Origin of the sequence: Bartonella sp. DGB1, from assembly GCF_041345015.1 — a bacterium.
Taxonomy (GTDB): domain Bacteria; phylum Pseudomonadota; class Alphaproteobacteria; order Rhizobiales; family Rhizobiaceae; genus DGB1.
In genome coordinates, this window is the sequence record NZ_CP166769.1 from 470,157 (window position 1) to 493,180 (window position 23,024).

The following is a 23,024-nucleotide window of genomic DNA, read 5'->3' on the forward strand; positions in this document are numbered from 1 at the left end:
ATTTTATTCTATTTCTTATAAGAGAAATTATCAATTATGTTAAGTATAATTTTGTATTTATCTTGGGAAAATAGACAATTATATGTATTTTTTTTTGTTTTAATAATTTTTTTTGCTAGACTGCTCAAATTAGTATTTTATTGAAAGACAACAAAATGTGTAATGAGATATCACCAAAACATTTAAAAAGCGGGATGGCTCTAATTTTCATGACAGTGCTAATTGATAGTATTGGAATTGCTATAATTGTACCGATATTACCAATGTTGTTGCAAGAATTGACTGGCAATACAATTAGTGAAGCTGTAGTCTATGGTGGTTTTTTGATAACTTCATATGCTATTATGCAATTTTTATTTGCTCCTTTAGTAGGAGCTGTTTCAGATAAGTGGGGTAGACGACCAATTTTACTCTTGTCTGCGATAACTTTTGCTATTGATAATTTAATATGTGCTTTAGCAGGATCTTATTTACTATTATTAATAGGGCGTATATTATCTGGAATCAGTGGCGCAAGTTATACTGCGTGTATGGCATATGTAGCTGATGTATCTAATGAAAAAAATATAACTAAAAATTTTTCTAGGATAGAAGTTGCTTTTGGCGCCGGTTTTGTGATTGGTCCTATCATTGGGAGCTTTTTAGGGTCTATGGATGTGAGATGGCCTTTTTATGCTGCCGCGATTTTAGCTTTAGTTAATTTTATATTAGCATGGTGGTTTCTGCCTGAAACATTACCTTTAAATAAACGAAGAAAAATTAATTGGATTAAAGCTAATCCTATTAATTCGTTATTAAAGTTAAAAAATTATCCAACCGTTAAATATATAGCAGCAGTTGACTTTTTTTATGCTCTGTCTTTTAATGTTTGGATGATTTGGTCCTATATTAGTCTAGCAAGATATCAGTGGACATTGAATTATGTCGGATTATCGCTAACCCTATTTTCAATAGGTCAAATTTTTGTTACTTTGTTAATTTTGCCTTATCTAGCAAATAGAATGACTAATAAAAACTTAGCTTTATTAGGATTATCCATAGTAATGCTGTCTTATATTGGTTATGCTTTTGCTATAACAGAATGGATGTTATGTGTTGTATTTTTTATAACCTTATTAGCATTTATAACACCAGCACCTCTTAGAGCTATTGCGGCGTTACAAGTAAGTCCATCACATCAAGGAGAGGTGCAAGGTACTATAGCTAGTTTAAGAGGTTTAACAGCTATTATTGCGCCAGTTATTTATGCTACTATCTTTAGTTGTTTTTCTAATGATAATGCCCCGGTTAATTTTTTAGGTATGCCTTTCATTGTGGCGTTTTTATTTTCAATTATAGCGTTGATGATTTTTTATAAAGGAGTTATAAAAAATACTACTTAATAGATTTTTTATTTTTATATTCATTCAATAACTGAAAAAAATGACGAAATAAATAATGACTGCCTTAATGAGCTTGCGGATTATAGTGCTGTACTGAAAATGCAGTTTTATTTAATAGCAGCGCTATACTATAAGTAGTACCATCAAATAAAGATATATGTGTTTTTCCCATTACTAGGTAAGTTTTTGTTATTTACCGCAAAGTTAGAATTCCTAGAAACAATTTCTATCTTGTTGGTAGTATAATCTTTAACGGAGTGATTTGATCCGTCTCAAAGGTAATTTTCTTTATTTAAATTATTTTTTTTGTTAGACTGCGCAAAATATTGTTTTATTAAAAGAAAATATGATAATGGTTAATGAACTACCACAAAAACATGTAAAGAGCGGTATGGCTTTAGTTTTTATGATTCTACTACTGGATAGTATTGGAATTGCTATGCTTGTTCCAATATTACCGCAATTGTTACAAGAATTGACAGGTCATACAATTAAAGAAGCAGTGTTGCATGGTAGTTTATTGATAACTTCATATGCTGCTATGCAATTTTTATTTGCTCCTTTAGTAGGAGCCGCTTCAGATAAGTGGGGTAGAAGACCGATATTGCTTATTTCTGTGTTAACTTTCGCTATTGATAATTTAATATGTGCTTTAGCAGGATCTTATTTATTTTTGTTAGTTGGACGTATTTTGGCTGGAATAAGTGGTGCAAGTTATACTACATGTATGGCATATATAGCTGATGTATCTCATAAAAAAAATCTAACTAAAAATTTTTCTATGATAGAAATTGCTTTCGGTATAGGATTTGTGATTGGTCCTGTCATTGGGAGCTTTTTGGGTACTATAAATGTTAGATGTCCATTTTATGCCGCTGCTGCTTTAGCTTTAGTTAATTTTATTTTATCATGGTGGTTTTTACCTGAAACATTACCTTTAGATCAGCGTAGGAACATTAATTGGATTAAATCCAATCCAATTAATGCATTATTAAAGTTAAAGCAATATCCAACTGTCAAATATATAGCCGCAACCGATTTTTTTTATGCCATGTCTGTTAATGTTTGGCTTATATGGTCATATATCAGTGTAGCAAGATATCAGTGGACGCCAAATCATATAGGGTTATCGTTAATGATATTTTCAATAGGGCAAATTTTTGTTACTTTATTAATTTTGCCTTATCTAGCAAATAGAATGACAGATAAAAAATTAGCTCTATTAGGATTATCCATAGTAACTATATCTTATGTTGGCTATGCTTTTGCTATAACAGAATGGATGGTATATGTAGTATTTTTTATAACATTACTAGAATTTGTAGCACCTGCACCACTCAGATCTATTGCGGCAGCACAGGTAAGTAAATCACATCAAGGAGAGGTGCAAGGTACTATAGCGAGTTTAAGAAGTCTAACAGCTATTATTGCACCAGTTATTTATGCTATTATTTTTAGTTATTTCTCTAATAATAATGTTTTGGTTAACTTTTTAGGTATGCCTTTTATTATAGCCTTTGTATTTTCCGTTATATCGCTAATGATTTTTTATAAAGGGGTTATTAAAAAAACTACTTAATAGCTTTTTTATTTTTATATTCATTCATTAACTGAGAAAAACGACGAAATAAATAATGACTATCTTGAGGACCAGGAGACGCTTCCGGGTGATGTTGTACTGAAAATGCGGGGCTATCTAATAAAGCTATACCACAATTGGTACCATCAAATAAAGATATATGTGTTTCTTTCACATTATTAGGTAAGCTTTTGCTATCTACAGCAAACCCGTGATTCATCGAAACAATTTCTACCTTGCCGGTAGTGTAATCTTTAACAGGGTGATTTGATCCATGGTGACCTTGGTGCATCTTGATAGTTTTTGCTCCGGTAGCTAAAGCTAGTAATTGATGCCCTAAACAAATACCAAAAATAGGAATTTTCGTAGTTAATAATTCTTGTAATATAGCAATACTATAAATACCTGTTGCAGATGGATCGCCAGGACCGTTAGATAAAAATATACCATCAGGATTTAAAGCTAAAATATCTGCAGCACTAGTTTGAGCTGAAACTATAGTAACTTTAGCGCCTATATCACATAATAAACGTAAAATATTACGTTTGATACCATAATCTATAACTACAACATTATAATTATGTTCTTTTTGAGTTCCATAGCCATATGGCCATTGCCATGACGTTTCTAGCCAGGATGGCGAATTACAGTTACTTACTGCTTTAGCTAGATCAACTCCATTTAAACCAGACCATTGTTTGGCTTTATTTAACAATTTCTCTATATTAAATATACCATCAGGATTATGTGATATTACCACATTTTTTGCACCTTTATCACGAATGTAAGAGGTAATAGAGCGTGTGTCTACATCACTTAAAGCAATAATATTGCGTTTTTTCAACCATTCATTAAAATTATTGTTTGAGCGATAGTTAGAAGGAGAAGTAATATCAGCTTTGAAGATCGCGCCGACTGCGCCAAATTTAGTTTCAGGAGTTAAATCTTCAATATCTTCATTATTAGTACCAACTATGCCAATGTGAGGAAAAGTAAAGTTGATTATTTGTCCACTATACGATGGATCAGTTAATATTTCCTGATAACCGGTCATAGCGGTATTAAAGCATATCTCACCTTCTATAGTTCCTGTTGCTCCAAAGCCGTTACCATAGATGATATTACCATCTTCAAAAACAATCACAGCAGTAGGTTGTTTTATAGACCAAACATTAGAATTGTTAGAGCTGGTGCAGGCATTATTATGACTAGGAGGAAGATGTGATAAATTGTGAGACATTGTTGTTCCTGATATAATTTATAAGATTTAGGCTATTCTACTGTAATAGATAGCCAGAAAGCAATTATTTTTTAATGATTTAACGATATCATTAATTATTTTTCTTTTTAGTAATTATCTGTAAATTGTTGCGTAAATCGCTGCCGGTTGGCATTTGGAATATCTTTAAACCAAATATTTCTATTATTGAATATAGATGTTCAAATATATCTGCTTGTACAGCTTCATATTTTACTGATGAAGTTTGATCACAGAAACAATATATTTCCACAGGTAATCCGGCCGCAGTAGGTGCTTGTAATTTAGCTAACATTATCATATCTTCACGTAAATTATTTTGCTTAGCTAAATAATTATTTATATAAGCTCTAAAAGTACCTAAATTAGTAAGACGGCGAGTATTGGCAGCAATTTTGCTTTGTTCACCTAAATTTTTGTTCCATATCTCTATTTCTTTGATTTTTTGATTCAGATAATCTTTTAGATAGTTAATTTTTGATAATTCTTTTAATTCTTCACTTGTTAAAAAGCGAATAGTATTTTGATCAATAAACAAAGATCGTTTAATGCGACGTGCACCTGATTGGTTCATATTACGCCAATTTTTAAAAGAATCAGTCACTAATTTCCTAATCGGAATTATGGTGATGGTATTATCCCAATTTTTTACAGCTATTGTATGTAATAAAATTTCTTGAACTTCACCGTCAGCTCCTAGATTTGGCATTTCTATCCAGTCACCAACTTTTACTATATTTGTTGAGGAAATTTGAATGCCTGCGATTAATGATAATATTGTATCCTGGAACACTAAAATCACTATAGCTAACATAGCACCTAGACCGGATATGATCAGCAACGGTGGTTGGTTAAGTAGAGTAGCTAAAATTAATAAACCAGCAACGATAAAAGTTGATAATTTACCTATTTGTATATAAATTTTTACTGGTTTATCTTTTAGGATATTTTGATAATAATTGCTGGTGAGATCTAATATAGAGGACATTATTGTAGCTATTAATAAAATTATGCAACATAATGATATTTTTTGAACAATAGCTGTATAATCGGCGCTAATTTGTGGAATAATAGGAGCTATAGTAAGTAAAATAAATGGAATTATTAGGTAAGAAATTTTTTGATTTAACTTTTTGAAAATACAGTTACCTTCGGTATTTTTTGATACAATATTTAATTTTTTACCAATATAAGCCCCGATGAAATTACGTGCTATATAAGATATAGCAAAAGATAATAATGTGAGTAAAATTAAATAAAGGCTAGGGATTAAGATACTAGAAAAAGTCATTATATATTCCTATGAGACATTATTATTTGTAAAAAGCTATTCTTTTATTATATTATATGTGATATAAAATTTTATTGCCAATTTTAATATCAATATATTTTGCCTTATGTATTTTTCACCAGATTTTTTAAATATAATTCGTGATAGAATAACTATCTCTCAGATAGTATCTAAATATATTGTGTTAGATCAAAAAAAATCTCAACCTTTGAGAGGAAATTATTGGGCTTGTTGTCCGTTTCATAATGAAAAAACTCCTAGTTTTTCGTGTAATGATAATAAAAAAATATATTATTGCTTTGGCTGTCATGAAAAAGGAGACATATTCACATTTGTGATGAATATAGAAAAAATTCCTTTTGTTGAAGCTGTCAAAAAAATAGCTAATTTAGCTGGAGTAAAATTACCTAAATTTGATAATAAATTATTAGAACAAGATAAGAAAAAAAATGATCTTTATCAAATTATGCAGTGGGCAAGTCAATATTTCATTCAACAATTACATACTGATAGAGGTTATAAAGCTTTATCTTATTTACAACATCGACAAATTTCACCAGATACGCAAATAAATTTTTTACTAGGATATGCTCCAATTGGTAGCAAGGATCTAATAAATTTTTTAAGTCAAAAAGATGTTACACTACAGCAAATAGTCGATGTAGGGTTAGCTATTTGGTCTGAAGATAAGCAGCAGATTTTTCCTAGATTTAGAAATAGATTGATTTTTCCTATTAAAGATAAGCAAAAACGTATTATTGCTTTTGGTGGACGGGCTCTAGAGACAGCGACTAACGCAAAATATTTGAATTCTCCTGAAACCGTTTTATTTAATAAAAGTGAGGTTTTATATAATTTTGAAAAGGCTAAAGAAAATACTAGTTATAATGTAACAGATAATCTCACTAATACATTAATTTTAGTAGAAGGATATATGGATACTATTGCTTTAGCGCAAGCAGGTTTTAATAGGGTTGTAGCCTCTTTAGGAACGGCTTTAACTGAACAGCAAATGAATTTATTATGGAGTTTATCTGATGTACCATTATTATGTTTGGATGGGGATAAAGCTGGTATAGCAGCTATAAGTAGATCTATAGAAAGATCATTACCTTTGATTACTGCGCAAAAGTCCTTGAGATTTCTAATTTTACCACATGGCAATGACCCTGATGATTATATTAAAAATTACGGTAAGGCAGCTTTTCTACAACAATTGTCAAAGGCTATGGGCTTATTTGATATGCTTTGGTACTTAGAAACTAAAGGGCAAACTTTTTCTAGTCCTGAAAATATTTCTAAATTACAAGCTAAAATACAAAATTTATTGTTTAAAGTTAAGGATCCATATGTTAAGGAAGTATATCGGCAAGAATTAAAAGATAGATTGTGGAAAATTAGATTTAAGAAAAGTCGAATCGTTTCTAAATTTAAGAAAAATGATAATTTAGTTAATTATTCATCAAGCAATAACTTAATTAGTCACTTGCCTACTAGTAAAACGAATGGAGAAAAGATAGAGGCCTTATTTATATCCTTATTGTTAGCACAGCCTTTTTTAATTGATGTATATAATGTACAAATTATATCTTGTGAGTTGAAATATAACTATGCTACCGCATTAAGGGATAAAATGATAGAAATAGTTATAAAGAAAATACCTGAAAATAGGGAAGAATTTATTAGAGAGTTAAATATTAAGCAACAAGAAAGACATTTAGCGCATTTAGCACAAGTAGCCGAACCTTATAAAAATATTTGGAAAAAATATCGATATTATGATAAGCAACAGGCTGAGGAAAATATAAAAGTAATATTTTCATTGTTAAATAAGAGAAATATAGAGAAAGAAAAAGAAGAATTTAGAAAAGATGCAAAGGAGAACCCTGAACTAGATATTGTTGCTAGGATTTTAGCCTTAAAAAATGATAGTACACTTTAATAATGGTATTTAATTATTAATTATTGTAACAAAATAGTGTAAAATACATAAATAATTCGTTTTTTAGCAAGAAATCCTTATATCAACATGTACTTAATACTATATATAGAATATATCCTTATTTTATAAATAATGTATAGAGTAAATTTGTCTAGTGCAATTTTCTGGTAAATGCCAGAATTGGAGATTTAGAATGACAAGTAAACAGAATCAGAGTAAAAAAGATGACAAACCATTGTTAGATTTATCTGATGAATTTATCAAGAAAATGATTCGTGATGCTCGGAAAAAAGGTTATGTAACCATGGATGAGCTCAATAGTATATTGCCGTCTGAAGAGTTAACTTCTGATCAAATTGAAGATACTATGACTATGTTGTCAGAAATGGGAGTTAATATTATAGAAGAAGAGGCAGATCTAGAAGAAAGTGGTGTTACTGATTTAGTAGAAGTATCTGGAAGAGCATTAACTACTGCTGCACCGAAAAAATCTAATATAGACAGCACTGATGACCCTGTTCGAATGTATCTGCGCGAAATGGGAAATGTAGAACTATTGTCACGTAGCGGTGAGATAGCCATAGCAAAAAGAATTGAAGCAGGTCGAGCAACCATGATTTCAGGGTTGTGTGAAAGTCCATTAACTTTCCAGGCTTTAATTATTTGGAGAGATCAGTTAGAAGATAAATCTGTACCTTTAAGAGAGGTAATAGATTTAGAAGGTAGTTATGTTGAACCTATAGCAACCGATGAATTAGATCTATTGACAGAAAAATCTCCTAAAAACTTTAAAAAGTCGCCATCTTTATCATCTAATAAACTAGAAAATGAATCCTTAGATAAAGATATGGAGGAAGATGATGAGATTAATCCTTCTTTGACCGCTATGGAAGAAGAGCTTTATCCAAGAGTTATGGAATCATTAAATATTATTGCTGAAACATATGTTAAATTGCGTAAATTGCAAGAACAGCAATTTGATGATAAAAATGAGGTAAATCTTTCTGCAAAACAAAAAAAATCCTATAAGCTTTTACAAGCATCATTAGTGAATGAAGTTAATTCTTTGTCTTTGCATCCTAACAGAGTAGATGCCTTAGTTGAACAGTTATATAGTATTAATAAAGGTTTGATACAAAGTGAGGGTAGCTTAAAACGTTTAGCGGATTCTTACGGTGTGACACATGAAGATTTTCTTAAACAATATTGCGGAAAAGAAATATCTCCTAATTGGATAAATCATATAAGTACCTTAAAGAGCAAGGTTTGGAAAAAATTTGCTGCAGAGAAACAAGATGATATTTTACGAATACAACAAGATATCAGAGAGTTAGTGCAAGAGACTGGAATATCTATAGGAGAGTTTAAACGTATTGTAACTAGTGTACAAAAAGGTGAGCGAGAAATGGCTCTGGCTAAAAAAGAAATGGTTGAGGCTAATCTAAGATTGGTTATTTCTATTGCTAAAAAATACACTAATAGAGGATTACAATTCTTAGATTTAATACAAGAGGGCAATATTGGTTTAATGAAAGCAGTAGATAAATTTGAATATCGTAGAGGATATAAATTTTCTACTTATGCAACTTGGTGGATAAGACAAGCTATTACAAGATCTATTGCTGATCAGGCGCGTACAATACGTATTCCTGTACATATGATAGAAACTATTAATAAAATAGTTCGTACTTCAAGACAAATGAATAACGAAATTGGTAGGGATCCTACACCAGAAGAATTAGCAGAAAAATTGTCAATGTCGTTAGATAAAGTTTGTAAGGTGCTTAAAATATCTAAGGAGCCTGTTTCATTAGAAATTCCTGTTGGGGATGAGGATGATTCGCATTTGGGGGATTTTATCGAAGATAAAAATGCTTTATTACCTATTGATGCGGCTATTCAAGCAAACTTACGCGATACTACTACTAAGGTTTTAGCTTCTCTTACTGCAAGAGAAGAAAGAGTTTTACGTATGAGATTCGGTATAGGTATGAATACAGATCATACTCTCGAAGAAGTGGGGCAACAATTTTCAGTTACAAGAGAAAGGATCAGACAAATTGAAGCAAAAGCCTTGCGCAAATTGAAACATCCTAGTCGTTCTAGAAAGTTACGTAGCTTTTTAGATAATTAATAGGAATATATTATTGGGAATATATTATAAAGGAAAGATTACATGGCGGTAATTACTGGTATCATTGATTTTGTAAATTATTATCTTTGGGGATATGTATTAATATTTGGTCTTATTTTGACTGGTGCGTATTTTACTTTAAGGTTACGTTTCATTCAAATAGTTCATTTTGGTGAATTTTTACGATTAGCATTTAAACCAGCACGCAAAGGTGGTAAACGACAAGGTATTACACCTTTCCAGGCGTTAATGGTTAGTTTGGCATCAAGAGTAGGTGTAGGTAATATTACTGGTGTTGCTGTTGCACTTTATTTGGGTGGAGCTGGTGCTATATTTTGGATGTGGGTAGTAGCTTTCTTAGGTATTGCTACAGCTTATGCTGAAAATGCGTTGGGGCAATTATATAAAGTGCGTAATGAAGAGGGGCAATTTAGAGGTGGTCCTTCATTTTATATTGCTCGTGGATTAAAAGCACCTCTTTTAGCTAAAATATTTGCTTGTTGTTTAATATTATCTTACGGGTTGGTATTTAATGCGGTGCAAGCTAATTCTATTGCTGATTCTATAAATTTTGCTTTTGGTGTTCCTAAATCAGTAATGGGTGTTATTTTAGCTATTTTAGTTGGTATAGTCATATTAGGAGGTATTAATAAAGTTGCTAAAGTGGCTCAATATTTGGTGCCAAGTATGGCTTTATTTTATTTTTTAGTAGTTCTTTATATTGTGCTTACCAATATTACTGAAGTCCCGGCGGCTTTTAAAATGATATTTTATAGTGCTTTTGGCTTTGAACAAGCTGCAGGTGGATTTACTGGTGGATTAATGGCTGCTATGTTAAATGGTGTAAAAAGAGGTCTATTCTCTAACGAGGCCGGTGCTGGTTCTTCTCCTAATATAGCTGCTGTTGCTGATCCTACTCCACCTCATCCAGCTACTCAAGGCTTTATTCAAGCTTTAGGTGCGGCATTGGATACTCTTGTGGTTTGTACTGCTACTGCTTTGTTAATTTTATTATCAGGACAATTAGATTTTGGATCAACTGTTACCGGAATGGAATTAACTCAAAGGGCTATGCATACATACTTCGGTGATTTAGGAGTATATTTTGTGGCTTTAATTATATTCTTTTTTGCTTTCACCTCTATATTAGGTAATTATTCATATGCAGAAAATGCTATGGTTTATTTAAAGGTTGGGTCTCGCAAATATTTATATATTTTATGTGCCGTATTATTAATTATGGTCATGTGGGGATCCGTTCAAACTGTGCAGATGGTATTTAATGCAGCGGATGCTTCTATGGGAATTATGGCAACAATAAATATTATTGCTATCCTAGTTTTATCTAATGTAGTAGTAAAAATGACTAAAGATTATTTTAATCAAAAAAATATGGGGAAAATACCAGAATTTAATCTTAGTGAATATCCTGAATTAAAAGGACAAATAGAAGAAGATATTTGGGGTAAAGAACAGATGGATCGTCAACGAGAAGAAGATAAAAAATAAAATAAAATATTTTGGATAAACGCCATTCTTTCAAAAAATGGCGTTTATTTTTATTTTTAACTATTGCTTATGTTGTGATTTTAGAGTATTTATACTATATAAATGTGGGCCTGTAGCTCAATGGTCAGAGCCAGCGGCTCATAACCGCTTGGTTGGGGGTTCGAGTCCCTCCGGGCCCACCATTTTATGATATCCAAATATAGATACATAATTTAATATAACTTAATTTGATTTAGTTATAGGTCATTATGTACTATATGTTATGGATATTTAGCCTTAGTTATTTTGTTATAAGTTAGTAATTATAGTTATTATCTTTAGCGGCTCTGCTATTGGTTGGTAATTATAGTAATTGTCTTTAGACGTTCGGTTATCAGATAGTAATTCTAATTATCGTTTTGTCTATCATTGGCTACAAATTTATAGCTTTTTTATTTCTCCTTATACTAACTTGATATGTTATTAAATTCCGTGATATATAATAAATCGCGCTTAATTTAATATGTTTAAAGTATTTAAATTATTTATTTTAGGTTTATTATCTAGTTAGATTATTAAACAAGTTTAATAATTTTTAATAAATATACTTAAGTAAGCCTCCCTTATATTAATATGTGAGTTAGTATGAAAAGTTTTTTATTTTATTGTAAATATAGTTTGTGGATTACTTTTTTAAGTTTTAGTTTAGTTGCCTTATTAGGATATCTACAAGGCGAAAATTTATTTTCAATATTTAATAATTTATTGATTGCTATAGCATTAGTTTGTTTGGAGGTATCTTTGTCTTTTGATAATGCTGTTATTAATGCTCGTATTTTAAAGAATATGTCTGAAAAATGGCAAAAATATTTTTTGACATGGGGTATTTTAATTGCAGTATTTGGAATGCGTGTATTATTTCCTATAATTTTAGTGAGTTTTTTTGCTGGTATAAGTTTATCAAATGTAGTCGAATTAGCAATTTTCTATCCTGAACAATATGCAGCTATTTTACATGAATCACATATATTAATATTAGCTTTTGCGGGTAGTTTTTTAATGCTGGTAGCTGTTAATTTTTTTATTGATAATAATAAAAAAATACATTGGTTTAACAAAATAGAGTGTTTTTTAACTAAAAATTCTTATCCTTTACTAACTTCGTTGTTACTAGTTTTTGTAATTATAAGCTTTTTAACTTTACTGATAAATCCAATTTATAAATATGCTTTTTTTATGTCTTCGGTGGTAGCTATTGTAATTTTTTTTATTATTGAAAGTATATCATATTTATTAAATAATTATTTTGTAAATACAACTTCTGTTGCAAAATCTGGTTTGATAGGTTTTTTATATTTAGAATTATTAGATGCGAGCTTTTCATTTGACGGTGTAATAGGGGCCTTTAGTTTAACTAATAATTTGTTTATTATTGCTGTTGGATTAGGGATTGGAGCTTTTTTTATCAGATCTTTCACTCTTATGTTAGTAGAAACGGGTAGTTTAACTAAATATCGTTATTTAGAACATGGAGCTTTTTATGCTGTTTTGGCTTTAGCTGTAATGCTATACATCCAATTATTTATAAAATTACCAGAAATATTTATGGGTATAATTGGCATATTAATAATATCTTATTCGTTATTTGATTCTTTCAAATATAATAAAAAAAATATTAATTAATTGTGAGTAGCTTTTTTGCTTGCTTTTTATTGGTTAGTAATATCCATTTACCATTCTTGAAGTATATTTTTTTTTCATTAATAAACAACCTAAGCTTTTTAATTGTCATTTCAGGGTGATTGAAAATATGATCTATTGGTAAATTTTTTCTAAAAAATAGACTTTTAACATCACTACCTAGACGAAATTGCTCAAAAAGTAATATTATTTTAAATAAAAATATTGTAAAATGAGATGACTTTAAAATTAATTGGTTATATATAGATATTTTATTATGATTTAAAAATAATTTTATATTAGGAAAATATAATATTTCGTTAGCATTATATTTTATAACAACCATTTGTTTTATAGAATGAAATTCTTTATTGTTAATAGGTTTTTTAACTATAGGTGGTAGGGGCATCTTATTATCTTATAGTTTAGGACTTTAATGATATATTAATATCAGGGATTTTAATTTTTATAAAGAAAAATATTTGAGGAATAATAAGGTGGCAAAGCAATTTATTTATCATATGGCAGGTCTTAGTAAAGCCTACAATGGCAAAAAAGTTTTAGATAATATACACTTATCTTTTTATCCAGATGCAAAAATTGGTATCCTAGGTCCTAATGGTGCAGGTAAATCTACTATTTTACGTATAATGGCAGGGGAAGATAAAGAATTTACCGGAGAAGCATGGTTAGCAGATGGTTTTACTTGTGGTTATTTACCTCAAGAACCTAAATTAGATGAGACTAAAGATGTTTGGGGTAATATTCTGCTAGGTGTTTCAGCTAAAAAAGAGATTTTAGATCGCTACAATGATTTAATGATGAATTATAGTGATGAAACTGCTGACGAAGCTGCTAAACTACAAGATTTAATAGATAGTCAAAATTTGTGGGATCTAGATAGTCAAGTAGAAATGGCAATGGAAGCATTAAGATGTCCTGATAAAGATGCTGATGTTACTAAATTGTCAGGGGGCGAAAAACGTAGGGTGGCTTTATGTCAATTATTATTATCTAAACCTGATTTATTGTTACTGGATGAACCAACAAACCATTTAGATGCAGAAACTACCGCTTGGTTAGAAAAACATTTAAGAGAATATTCAGGAGCGGTATTACTTATTACTCACGATAGATATTTTTTAGATAATGTAACCGGATGGATTCTAGAATTAGACCGTGGACGTGGTATTCCTTATGAAGGAAATTATTCTGCTTATCTATTAGCTAAGGCAAAAAGGATGAACCAAGAAAATAGGGAAGAAGCTTCTAGACAAAAAGCTTTACTGAGAGAGCAGCAGTGGATATCTTCAAGCCCTAAAGCCCGTCAAGCAAAATCAAAAGCAAGGGTGAAAGCCTATGAAGAGCTTGTACAAGCAGCTGCCGCGAGAAGTCCTGCAGATGGACAAATTATTATTCCTATTGCAGAAAGATTAGGTCAGACGGTTATTGAAGCTCAAAATTTATCTAAATCTTTTGGAGATAAATTGCTTATTGATAATTTAAACTTTAAATTGCCTCCTGGTGGTATTGTAGGTGTTATTGGAGCTAATGGTGCTGGTAAGACAACTTTATTTAGAATGATAGCAGGTTTAGAGCAACCAGATTCAGGATCTATCCGTATAGGTGAAACTGTAAAACTATCTATGGTAGATCAAAGTCGTGATGATTTAGATCCTAATAAAACTGTTTGGGAAGAAATATCTGGCGGGGTAGATGTTGTAAAATTAGGTAAACATGAGATGAATAGCCGTGCCTATTGTTCTGCTTTTAATTTTAAGGGTGCAGATCAACAGCAGAAAGTAGGTAATTTATCTGGTGGTCAAAGAAATAGAGTGCATTTAGCTAAATTAGTGAAATCTGGCGGTAATGTATTGTGTTTAGATGAACCTACAAATGATTTAGACACAGAAACTTTAGCTTCTTTAGAGGATGCTCTAGAAAATTATGCAGGGTGTGCTGTGATTATCAGTCACGATCGTATGTTTTTAGATAGATTAGCTACTCATATATTAGCCTTTGAAGGAGATAGCCATGTGGAATGGTTTGAAGGTAATTTTGCTGAATATGAAGCGGATAAAATCAGGCGTTTAGGTGCTGAAAGCGTGAATCCTAAACGCGTAACTTATAAACCACTTAATAGATAGCTAAAAGTTAATTCTGGTAGAAGCTAGATAAAATCTTCAATGTGATTTTTATCTAGTGTCTACTAGCAAATGAGACTTTAGCTATTTCTGAATAAAACCATAGCATATGCTATGGTTTTATTGTTTTATTAAGATCAATAGTATTTAACCTATTTGCTAGTGTTGGTTATATTTACTTGTGCTAGTTATTTATAGGTTATGACTATGAGGATAGCTATATAAGTTTATTCACTAAGCTCCATAATATTTAGCGCTTAATTGGTAATTTTATATAAGATTTGATTGTGCTAACTATTTATAGATCATGATTAACATGAGGATAGTTATATAATTTTATTCACTAAGCTTAATAATATTTAGCTCCTAATTTGGTGATTTTATATGCGATTTGATAGTGCTAGCCATTTATAGATCATGATTAACATGAGGATAGTTATATAATTTTATTCTTTAAGCTTAATGATATTTAGCACTTAATTTGGTGATTTTATATTCTATTTGAGAGTGCTAGCCATCTATAGATCATGCTTAACATTAGGATAGTGTTTAGTGAGGTGTTATTTATTAAGTTTAATGATTAACTTATTTTGTAGTGTTAGGCTCTATTTATTTGCGTTGACCTTATTAGTAAAGGAGCGTCATTAGTAAAAGGGGAGTATATATTATCATACTCCCCTTTACCGCTAAGTTTAATAGTATTTTTATATTGAGTAAGATTTATTAAGCTCTATCTAATTTCAACCATCTAGCTGTGATTTCACTATATTTCTCTAATGCATGTAAAGATTTATCTCTACCAATACCAGATTGTTTATATCCTCCAAAAGGTACACTCATATCAAAATCAGAATCGTAACAATTCATATAAATAGAACCTGCTCTTAATCTATCTGCTACGTAAAATAATTCATTAACATCATCACTCCATACAGCAGCGGCTAAACCATAGATAGAGTCATTTGCTACTTCTATCGCTTCATCCTTATCATTTACAGTAATTATACTTAATACTGGTCCAAATATTTCATCTTGAGCGATTTTCATATTAGACTTAACATTGGTGAAAATTGTTGGTTCTATCCAATATCCATCTTGGTTTAATTTTTGACCTCCTAATATTAAATCAGCTCCTTCTTGTTTACCTAATTCAATATAATGTAAAATTTTATTATGTTGTGTTTCGTTAATGATTGCGCCCATCCTTGAATTTATATCTAGTGGATCTTTAGGAGTATATTCTTTTGCTTTCTCAGTTAAATGTTTTAACACTTCTGGTAAGCTTTCTTTTTGTACTATTAATTTAGAGCCCGCTGAACACATTTCGCCTTGGTTAAAAAATATCGCATCGGCTGAAGTATAAGCAGCTTTTTTGAGGTCTTTACAGCTATTTAAAATAATATTGCCGGATTTTCCTCCACATTCTAAACTGATTTTTTTTAAGTTGCTTTGCCCGGCATATTGCATGAAATATTTGCCCACTCTGGTTGAGCCTGTGAAAAATACACCATCAATATTATTATGTAAACCTAAGGTTTTTCCTACGGTTTCTCCTGTTCCCGTAACTAAATTAAAGGTACCAGCTGGAAGACCAACTTGTAGAGATAATTCTGCTAATTTGCGAGCAGAAAGACTAGAATTTTCAGAAGGTTTTAATATTACACTATTGCCCATAGCTAAAGCAGGAGCTATTTTCCACATAGCCATTAAAAGTGGAAAATTCCACGGTACTACTACTGCTACAACTCCTAATGGATCTCTAGTGATAGTAACAAGGTCATTTTTGCCAGTTGGAGCTACTTCGCCATATATCTTATCTATTGCTTCTGCATTCCATCTCAAACAATTGATACTAGCTTTTATATCGCCGTTATAACTATAATATATCGGTTTACCTACTTCTAATGTTTCTAGCAAAGCTAGTTCTTCAGCATGTTGTTCTAATACATCTGCCCATTTTAATAATATATTTTTACGGGCGCTAGGGGCTAAATTTGCCCAAGTTCCAGCATTAAAATTATTGCGTGCTGCTGTTACTGCTAAATTTACATCTTCTTCTTGCGCTAGGGCTGCTTGGGTAAGAATAGTCCCATCGATTGGACTGGTTAGATTAAAAAATTCATTATTAGTTGCATTTTGAAAGACGCCATTAATAAATAATTGTACTGGTTGTAGATTGTTTTTAATTTCTGTTGCTTTTTTGTGCCAATCTGTCATTTTCTCTCTCCATTTTTACTTGTTAAATAGATCTTGTAAATATGTTTTAATATAGAATTTGGAACTTATTTATATATTGTCTTAATTTGTAACAAAGCTAGTAAAGAGTCATTAAAAAGTATGTAAATACACTTTATTTTAACATAAAATTTCGTACAATACAAATAAGAATAAGAATAACAGAAATAATAAGAAGAATATTTCAGTATAGTTTACGCTATCAAATTAACATTAAACTCCCTCAACTTAAATATATATTTGTTCATAGATAAACTTTTATCTGTTTTGAGGGATAAATCATTATATAAGGAGGAGAATATATGAAAAAAATATTCTTTACATCATTAGTTGCTATTATGGCATCAACTAGTGTTGCGGTTATTGCGGCTCCACTAACACAGGAGCCTATCGGGATACCTACAGCTCAAGAACGGGTTACAAAAAAAATTCATGCGAAGGCATCTACTTATGATGACATAATTACTAAATATGCACAAATGTATAATGTTCCATCTAAGTTGGTACATGCTGTTATTCGCTATGAAAGTTCTTACAATCCAAAAGCTGTTGGAGGTGTAGGTGAGATTGGATTAATGCAAATTAGACCAGAAACAGCTAAATTTATGGGATATAAAGGTACTACTGCTGGATTATATGATCCAGAAACAAATATCCGTTATGGTGTTAAATATCTAGCTGGTGCTCATCGTTTAAGTGGTGGTGATATCTGTGGTACTATATTAAAATATAACGCAGGGCATGGAGCTAAAAGAATGAATCCTATTTCTGCTAAATATTGTCAAGTCGTTAAAGGTTATATTGCTTAAAAATTATAAATATTTATAATTTAACTAGTAAAAATAAATAATTACATCCGTGAAATTACATTATTAAAATAGCTATTATAGAAAATTTGAAGTCTTTAAAAATGTCGCTAATAACTGCGACATTTTTTTTGCTCTTTTGATAAAAATAATTTATAATGCACCGTCAGTTGATTGGATGGTCGCGCTTTCTAGACTCGAAAGGGTGAAGGTGAGGAAAGTCCGGGCTCCTTGAAACACAGTGCCAGATAACGTCTGGCAGGGGCGACCCTAGGGAAAGTGCCACAGAAAGTAAACCGCCTATATTATATAGGTAAGGGTGAAAGGGTGAGGTAAGAGCTTACCGCAGTAACAGTAATGGAGCTGGCATGGTAAACCCCACTGGGAGCAAGACCGCATAGAAACAATAGTTATATTTTATAACTGCCTGAGTTTCACAGGATTATTGTTTGGGTAGGTTGCATGAGGTAAATGGTGACATTTACCCCAGATGAATGACCATCATATTTATACAGAACCCGGCTTATAGATCAACTGACATATATAATCTTGATAATTTAAAATATTTATTTTTAATTAAATAAGCTATGATAAATTATATTCTGCGAATCAATTTTGGAATATAGAATGTCTCAATATAAACATATACCGGTAATGTTAAAAGAGGTGGTCGATGTTGTTAAACCACAGCAAGGAAAATTAATAATTGATGCTACTTTTGGAGATGGGGGATATACTAAAGCTTTTTTAGAAAAAGGCGCAAATGTTATTGCTATAGATCGTGATCCTAATGCTATAGAGAGAGCAAAAATTTTAGCTAGTCAATATGCTGAAAAATTTACTTTAGAGTTAACAAATTTTGCAAATTTAGCAGAGATAGAAAAAATATCAAATCAAAACATCGATGCAATTATCCTGGATATTGGAGTTTCCTCTATGCAGATTGATAATGCTATTCGTGGCTTTTCTTTTCAAAAAGAGGGGCCTTTAGACATGAGAATGAGTCAAACAGGTATCTCCGCTGCTGAAGTTATAAATCAATTACCAGAAAATGAGTTAGCAAGGATATTCTATATTTTAGGTGAAGAAAAACAGGCAAAAATATTTGCTAAAGCTATTACGGAATATCGTAAAATCCAACCTATTAACACTACGCTACAGTTAGCAACATTAATTGAAAAAACTAATAAAATAAAACAATATAAACGTAATATACACCCGGCAACGAAAGTGTTTCAGGCATTGCGAATTTATGTTAATGATGAATTAGGCGAGTTGGTAAAGGTGTTATTTGCTAGTGAAAAAATTTTGAAGAATAATGGTATTTTAGTAGTAGTTACTTTTCATTCTTTGGAAGATAGAATTGTTAAAAGATTTTTTAATTCACGTAGTAGATTATTACAAAATTCTAGATATTTACCAGCGGTTGAGGTTCCAGATTTTAGTTTTGAAATGATAATAAAAGGCATAAAAACACCATCAGATGATGAAATAAAAAATAATCCAAGATCCAGATCTGCAAAATTAAGAGCAGCTAAACGTACTAGCGGTGAAGCTTATAGTCCAGTAGAGGAAGATTTTTTATCTGCTAAAATGCCACGATTAAAAAATTTTTTTATTGAGAGATAATTATGCGTTTTATTAATATTGTTTTAATTATAATTTTATTAATTCTGGTAGCGGTAACTTATCAAGTAAAAAATAGAGTACAAGCAAAAATAATTTATTTAGAAAAATTACAAAAAGAGGTAAAAGATACTAGTCATAAAATAGATTTATTAAAAATAGATTGGCATTTTTTAACCCAACCAGAAAGGTTAGATAAATTAGCAAAATTATATAAACAACAATTAAATTTGGTGCCTATTGATCCAAAGCAAATTATTACCATTAATGAATTGTCTGATTTATTAAAATTAGATAGTAAGTAAAGAATAAAATGATTATAAAAAAAAAATTAATGCAGCGAATTTTTTATCGTAGACCTTATTATTCTTTAGCGCGCTTATATCTAGTGTTATTTTGTTTTGTTGTTTATTTTTTTATATTAATAGGGCGTTTGATTAATATTCAATTTAATCATAATAATCATTATTTAAAAACATTTTTGACTGGCACGATAATTGCTAGACCAAAGATCTTGGATAGAAATGGTTATTTATTAGCTGGAGATATTGATATATTTTCTTTATATGCTAATCCAAAACAAATTGAAAATATTGAAGAGACAGTAGAATTAATACATAATATTTTACCAGAAACTAATTTAGTCACCTTAGAAAAAAAATTAAAAAATAATAATAATTTTGTTTGGTTAGCGCGAGGTTTAACACCAAAACAACGTGATGCAATTATGGAGCTTGGTATACCAGCTTTAGGATTTAGGAAAGAAGTAAAGAGGGTTTATCCAGCAAATAATATAACCAGCCATGTAGTAGGATTAGTTGATGTAGACAATAAGGCAATTTCAGGCATAGAGAAATATATTGATGATAATGAATTATATAAAATAAAAGAAACTTCTAATGCTTTAACTGATGATAAGATTTCACCAATTTATCTTTCGTTAGATTTAAAAATTCAGACAAAAGTACATCAAATTGTCAAAGAGTTTATGTATAAACATAAAGCAAAAGCAGCGGGCGCAGTTATTTTAAATATAAAAACAGGCGAAGTGATGTCATCTGTTTCTTTACCTGATTTTGACCCGTTGAATATGAAAGAGGCTTTATTGGATGATAGGCTTAATAGAATTGTTGCTGGAGTATATGAAATGGGGTCTATTTTAAAAAGCTTCACTACAGCAGTATTGTTAGAAAAAGGTGAATATAATTTAAATTCAATTTTTGATGTTAGTCGCCCTTTAGTATTTGGTAAACAGACTATTAATGATTTTCATGGAAAAAAAAGACCTTTAAAAGTTTGGGAAATTTTTATTTTTTCTTCTAATATTGGTTCAGCGTTAGAAGCACAAGCAGTTGGTATAGATTTTCATAAAAATTTTTTGAAACGCTTAGGATTGTTAGATCGTTTACGTACTGAATTATCTGAAAATGCTGCGCCAATTTATCCAAGAAAATGGCAGGCAATAAATTCTGCTACAATTGCTTTTGGACATGGATTAGCTATAACACCATTACAAATTGCAACTAGTGAGGCCACATTGATGAATAATGGACGATATATACCTCCTACTTTCTTAAAAAGAGACCGTAAAACAGCCGAACAATTAGAACAGCAATTGATTAAAGAAACCACTAGTAAACAGATAAGATATCTTAATTGGTTAAATGGAGTGTTAGGGTCAGGTAGATTAGCGAGGGTAGAAGGATATCGGGTTGGTGGAAAAACCGGAACAGCTGAAAAAGTTGTTAATGGTCGATATCAGTCAGGCAAGAGATTTAATAGCTATTTAGCAACATTTCCTATTGATGATCCATCTTATATTGTATTAACAATTATTGATGAACCACAGAAATTAGCTTCTGATCCATCAGCTGTAGCTGCATATAATGCTGGTAGAATGGCCGCTGCAATTATTAAAAGAGTAGCTTTTGATTTAAATATAGAACCAAATTTTTATTTGGAGGGAAGACCCCCATATTTGCGCGAGGAGGATAGACCAAAATGAAATTAAAACAAATTATTAATTTAACTGATGAATATAAACAATTTGCTGAGTTACAAATAGACGGATTGTCTGTTGATAGCCGTTTACTTAAAGAAAATGAAATATTTTTTGCATTGCAAGGAAATAAAACTAACGGGTTGAATTTTATTCAGCAGGCGTGTGAAAAAAAAGCTAAAGCTATAATAGTAGAAAAAGGTGAATATAATCGGTTAGAGAAATTAAATTGTCCAGTGATTGAAATAGAAAATATACGTTATAATTTGGCTATGAGCGCAGCTAAATTTTATCAACCTCAACCAGATGTTGTTATTCCTGTTACGGGTACTAGTGGTAAAACTTCGGTTGCTTCATTCTTACGACAAATTTGGCAGCAAAATAATATCCAGGCGGCAAATATTGGCACAACTGGAGTAATAACAGCTGATAAAATAGAAGCTACTAATTTGACAACACCTGATCCTATTGAACTACATAAAATATTACAAAAATTAGCTGTAAAAAATATCAATCATATTGCTATAGAGGCTTCCTCGCATGGATTAGATCAATATAGATTAGATGGAATTAAAATAGAAGCCGCAGGATATACAAATCTGGGAAGAGATCATCTAGATTATCATAAAGATTCTAATGATTATTTAAGAGCTAAATTGAGATTATTTGATAGATTATTACCGCAAGGGAAAAAAGCAGTTATCTTTGCTGATGATCCTTCTTCTGAACAAGTTATAAAACATTTAAAACTAAATGATAGAATAGCTTTAACAGTTGGAAGAAAAGGAGAATTTATTCAACTTAAACGGGTGGAGCATGAAAGATTTAGACAAATTTTAGATATAATGATAGAGGGTAAATTATATCAGGTTAAATTTCCATTAGCTGGTGGTTTTCAAGTAAGTAATGCTTTAGTTGCTTTAGGATTAGCAATTGTATCAGGTGTACCAATTAATAAAGCAGTTAATGCTTTAGAATATCTAAAAGGGGCCTCAGGACGATTAGAGTTAGCCGGATTTACTAAAGCAAAGGCGCCTATTTATATAGATTATGCACATAAGCCGGAGGCGTTAGAGCATGTGTTACATGCAGTAAAGCCTTTTACTATTGGTAAAATAATTTTAGTATTTGGTTGTGGAGGCGATAGAGATAAAGGTAAAAGAGCAATAATGGGTAAAATCGCACAAGATAATGCTGATGTGGTGATTGTAACAGATGATAATCCTCGTACAGAAGTAGCAAAAGAAATTAGACAGCAAATATTGAGTAACTGTCCAAATGCATTAGAAATAGCTGATAGAAAATTAGCAATTTTTACAGCGATAGGAATGTTACAAGAAGGTGATACATTGATTATAGCCGGTAAAGGACATGAAAAAGGACAAATCATTGGCGATAAAGTTTTTCCTTTTTCTGATCATGAAGAGGTATTAAAAGTTTTACGTTCTCAATAGGAAATA

The 23,024-nt window shown here is 30.8% G+C and carries 16 protein-coding genes, 1 tRNA gene and 1 other RNA gene; 14 read left to right on the forward strand and 4 right to left on the reverse strand.

Going from position 1 to position 23,024, the window contains the following annotated elements:
• Positions 1-194: 194 nt before the first annotated feature.
• Entirely contained in the window at positions 195-1,382 is a 1,188-nt protein-coding gene (locus tag AB6T46_RS02385) for an MFS transporter (protein WP_370931831.1), read from the forward strand.
• 346 nt (positions 1,383-1,728) lie between these two features.
• Positions 1,729-2,961, forward strand: coding sequence for an MFS transporter (locus AB6T46_RS02390; protein ID WP_370931832.1), 1,233 nt, complete (start codon positions 1,729-1,731; stop codon positions 2,959-2,961).
• On the opposite strand, the gene carA is transcribed toward AB6T46_RS02390, so the two are convergent.
• On the reverse strand, positions 2,954-4,201 hold the full coding sequence (gene carA / locus AB6T46_RS02395) for a glutamine-hydrolyzing carbamoyl-phosphate synthase small subunit (protein WP_370931833.1): 1,248 nt from the start codon (positions 4,199-4,201) through the stop codon (positions 2,954-2,956). The genes AB6T46_RS02390 and carA overlap by 8 nt on opposite strands.
• 91 nt (positions 4,202-4,292) lie before the next feature.
• Positions 4,293-5,510, reverse strand: coding sequence for a mechanosensitive ion channel family protein (locus AB6T46_RS02400; protein ID WP_370931834.1), 1,218 nt, complete (start codon positions 5,508-5,510; stop codon positions 4,293-4,295).
• A 106-nt stretch (positions 5,511-5,616) separates the two neighbouring features.
• Here AB6T46_RS02400 and dnaG point away from each other — a divergent pair, with 106 nt between their 5' ends.
• The 5 genes from dnaG to AB6T46_RS02425 all read left to right on the forward strand — a co-directional run bounded on the left by dnaG (position 5,617) and on the right by AB6T46_RS02425 (position 12,757).
• Positions 5,617-7,452 carry a DNA primase gene (gene dnaG / locus AB6T46_RS02405; protein WP_370931836.1) on the forward strand — a complete coding sequence of 612 codons (1,836 nt, stop codon included), beginning with the start codon at positions 5,617-5,619 and terminating at the stop codon, positions 7,450-7,452.
• 193 nt (positions 7,453-7,645) lie between these two features.
• The gene (rpoD, locus tag AB6T46_RS02410; RefSeq protein WP_370931838.1) at positions 7,646-9,586 is read left to right on the forward strand and encodes an RNA polymerase sigma factor RpoD; all 1,941 of its coding nucleotides are present in this window, start codon (positions 7,646-7,648) and stop codon (positions 9,584-9,586) included.
• A 51-nt stretch (positions 9,587-9,637) separates the two neighbouring features.
• The gene (locus tag AB6T46_RS02415; RefSeq protein ID WP_370932039.1) at positions 9,638-11,095 is read left to right on the forward strand and encodes an alanine/glycine:cation symporter family protein; all 1,458 of its coding nucleotides are present in this window, start codon (positions 9,638-9,640) and stop codon (positions 11,093-11,095) included.
• A 106-nt stretch (positions 11,096-11,201) separates the two neighbouring features.
• Positions 11,202-11,277: transfer RNA gene (locus AB6T46_RS02420), tRNA-Ile, on the forward strand.
• 442 nt (positions 11,278-11,719) lie between these two features.
• Positions 11,720-12,757, forward strand: a complete 1,038-nt coding sequence (locus AB6T46_RS02425) for a DUF475 domain-containing protein (protein WP_370931839.1) — start codon at positions 11,720-11,722, stop codon at positions 12,755-12,757.
• On the opposite strand, the gene AB6T46_RS02430 is transcribed toward AB6T46_RS02425, so the two are convergent.
• Positions 12,750-13,163: a hypothetical protein gene (locus tag AB6T46_RS02430; protein WP_370931840.1), complete on the reverse strand. Its 414-nt coding sequence runs from the start codon at positions 13,161-13,163 to the stop codon at positions 12,750-12,752. The genes AB6T46_RS02425 and AB6T46_RS02430 overlap by 8 nt on opposite strands.
• Positions 13,164-13,251: 88 nt before the next feature.
• Here AB6T46_RS02430 and ettA point away from each other — a divergent pair, with 88 nt between their 5' ends.
• Positions 13,252-14,901, forward strand: coding sequence for an energy-dependent translational throttle protein EttA (ettA, locus tag AB6T46_RS02435; RefSeq protein ID WP_370931841.1), 1,650 nt, complete (start codon positions 13,252-13,254; stop codon positions 14,899-14,901).
• A 720-nt stretch (positions 14,902-15,621) separates the two neighbouring features.
• Here the strand turns inward: ettA and AB6T46_RS02440 are convergent.
• Positions 15,622-17,115: an aldehyde dehydrogenase gene (locus AB6T46_RS02440; protein WP_370931842.1), complete on the reverse strand. Its 1,494-nt coding sequence runs from the start codon at positions 17,113-17,115 to the stop codon at positions 15,622-15,624.
• 320 nt (positions 17,116-17,435) lie between these two features.
• Here AB6T46_RS02440 and AB6T46_RS02445 point away from each other — a divergent pair, with 320 nt between their 5' ends.
• From AB6T46_RS02445 to AB6T46_RS02470, 6 genes are all read left to right on the forward strand, one after another.
• Complete coding sequence (locus tag AB6T46_RS02445; protein ID WP_370931843.1) at positions 17,436-17,942, forward strand: lytic transglycosylase domain-containing protein; 507 nt, start codon at positions 17,436-17,438, stop codon at positions 17,940-17,942.
• 163 nt (positions 17,943-18,105) lie between these two features.
• Positions 18,106-18,481, forward strand: an RNA gene (gene rnpB / locus AB6T46_RS02450) — RNase P RNA component class A.
• Between the two features lie 85 nt (positions 18,482-18,566).
• Positions 18,567-19,568, forward strand: coding sequence for a 16S rRNA (cytosine(1402)-N(4))-methyltransferase RsmH (rsmH, locus tag AB6T46_RS02455; protein WP_370931844.1), 1,002 nt, complete (start codon positions 18,567-18,569; stop codon positions 19,566-19,568).
• A gap of 2 nt (positions 19,569-19,570) precedes the next feature.
• Complete coding sequence (locus AB6T46_RS02460; protein WP_370931845.1) at positions 19,571-19,870, forward strand: hypothetical protein; 300 nt, start codon at positions 19,571-19,573, stop codon at positions 19,868-19,870.
• An 8-nt stretch (positions 19,871-19,878) separates the two neighbouring features.
• The gene (locus tag AB6T46_RS02465; protein ID WP_370931846.1) at positions 19,879-21,570 is read left to right on the forward strand and encodes a peptidoglycan D,D-transpeptidase FtsI family protein; all 1,692 of its coding nucleotides are present in this window, start codon (positions 19,879-19,881) and stop codon (positions 21,568-21,570) included.
• Complete coding sequence (locus AB6T46_RS02470) at positions 21,567-23,018, forward strand: UDP-N-acetylmuramoyl-L-alanyl-D-glutamate--2,6-diaminopimelate ligase (protein ID WP_370931847.1); 1,452 nt, start codon at positions 21,567-21,569, stop codon at positions 23,016-23,018. Before AB6T46_RS02465 ends, AB6T46_RS02470 begins: the two co-directional genes overlap by 4 nt.
• Positions 23,019-23,024 lie beyond the last annotated feature (6 nt).

Excerpts from the sequence above, each read along its gene's own strand:
- AB6T46_RS02385 (WP_370931831.1), top strand. The coding sequence starts at position 195 with ATGGCTCTAATTTTCATGACAGTGCTAATTGATAGTATTGGAATTGCT.
- AB6T46_RS02390 (WP_370931832.1), top strand. The coding sequence starts at position 1,729 with ATGATAATGGTTAATGAACTACCACAAAAACATGTAAAGAGCGGTATG.
- carA (WP_370931833.1), bottom strand. The coding sequence starts at position 4,201 with ATGTCTCACAATTTATCACATCTTCCTCCTAGTCATAATAATGCCTGC.
- AB6T46_RS02400 (WP_370931834.1), bottom strand. The coding sequence starts at position 5,510 with ATGACTTTTTCTAGTATCTTAATCCCTAGCCTTTATTTAATTTTACTC.
- dnaG (WP_370931836.1), top strand. The coding sequence starts at position 5,617 with ATGTATTTTTCACCAGATTTTTTAAATATAATTCGTGATAGAATAACT.
- rpoD (WP_370931838.1), top strand. The coding sequence starts at position 7,646 with ATGACAAGTAAACAGAATCAGAGTAAAAAAGATGACAAACCATTGTTA.
- AB6T46_RS02425 (WP_370931839.1), top strand. The coding sequence starts at position 11,720 with ATGAAAAGTTTTTTATTTTATTGTAAATATAGTTTGTGGATTACTTTT.
- AB6T46_RS02430 (WP_370931840.1), bottom strand. The coding sequence starts at position 13,163 with ATGCCCCTACCACCTATAGTTAAAAAACCTATTAACAATAAAGAATTT.
- AB6T46_RS02440 (WP_370931842.1), bottom strand. The coding sequence starts at position 17,115 with ATGACAGATTGGCACAAAAAAGCAACAGAAATTAAAAACAATCTACAA.
- AB6T46_RS02445 (WP_370931843.1), top strand. The coding sequence starts at position 17,436 with ATGAAAAAAATATTCTTTACATCATTAGTTGCTATTATGGCATCAACT.
- rsmH (WP_370931844.1), top strand. The coding sequence starts at position 18,567 with ATGTCTCAATATAAACATATACCGGTAATGTTAAAAGAGGTGGTCGAT.
- AB6T46_RS02460 (WP_370931845.1), top strand. The coding sequence starts at position 19,571 with ATGCGTTTTATTAATATTGTTTTAATTATAATTTTATTAATTCTGGTA.
- AB6T46_RS02465 (WP_370931846.1), top strand. The coding sequence starts at position 19,879 with ATGATTATAAAAAAAAAATTAATGCAGCGAATTTTTTATCGTAGACCT.
- AB6T46_RS02470 (WP_370931847.1), top strand. The coding sequence starts at position 21,567 with ATGAAATTAAAACAAATTATTAATTTAACTGATGAATATAAACAATTT.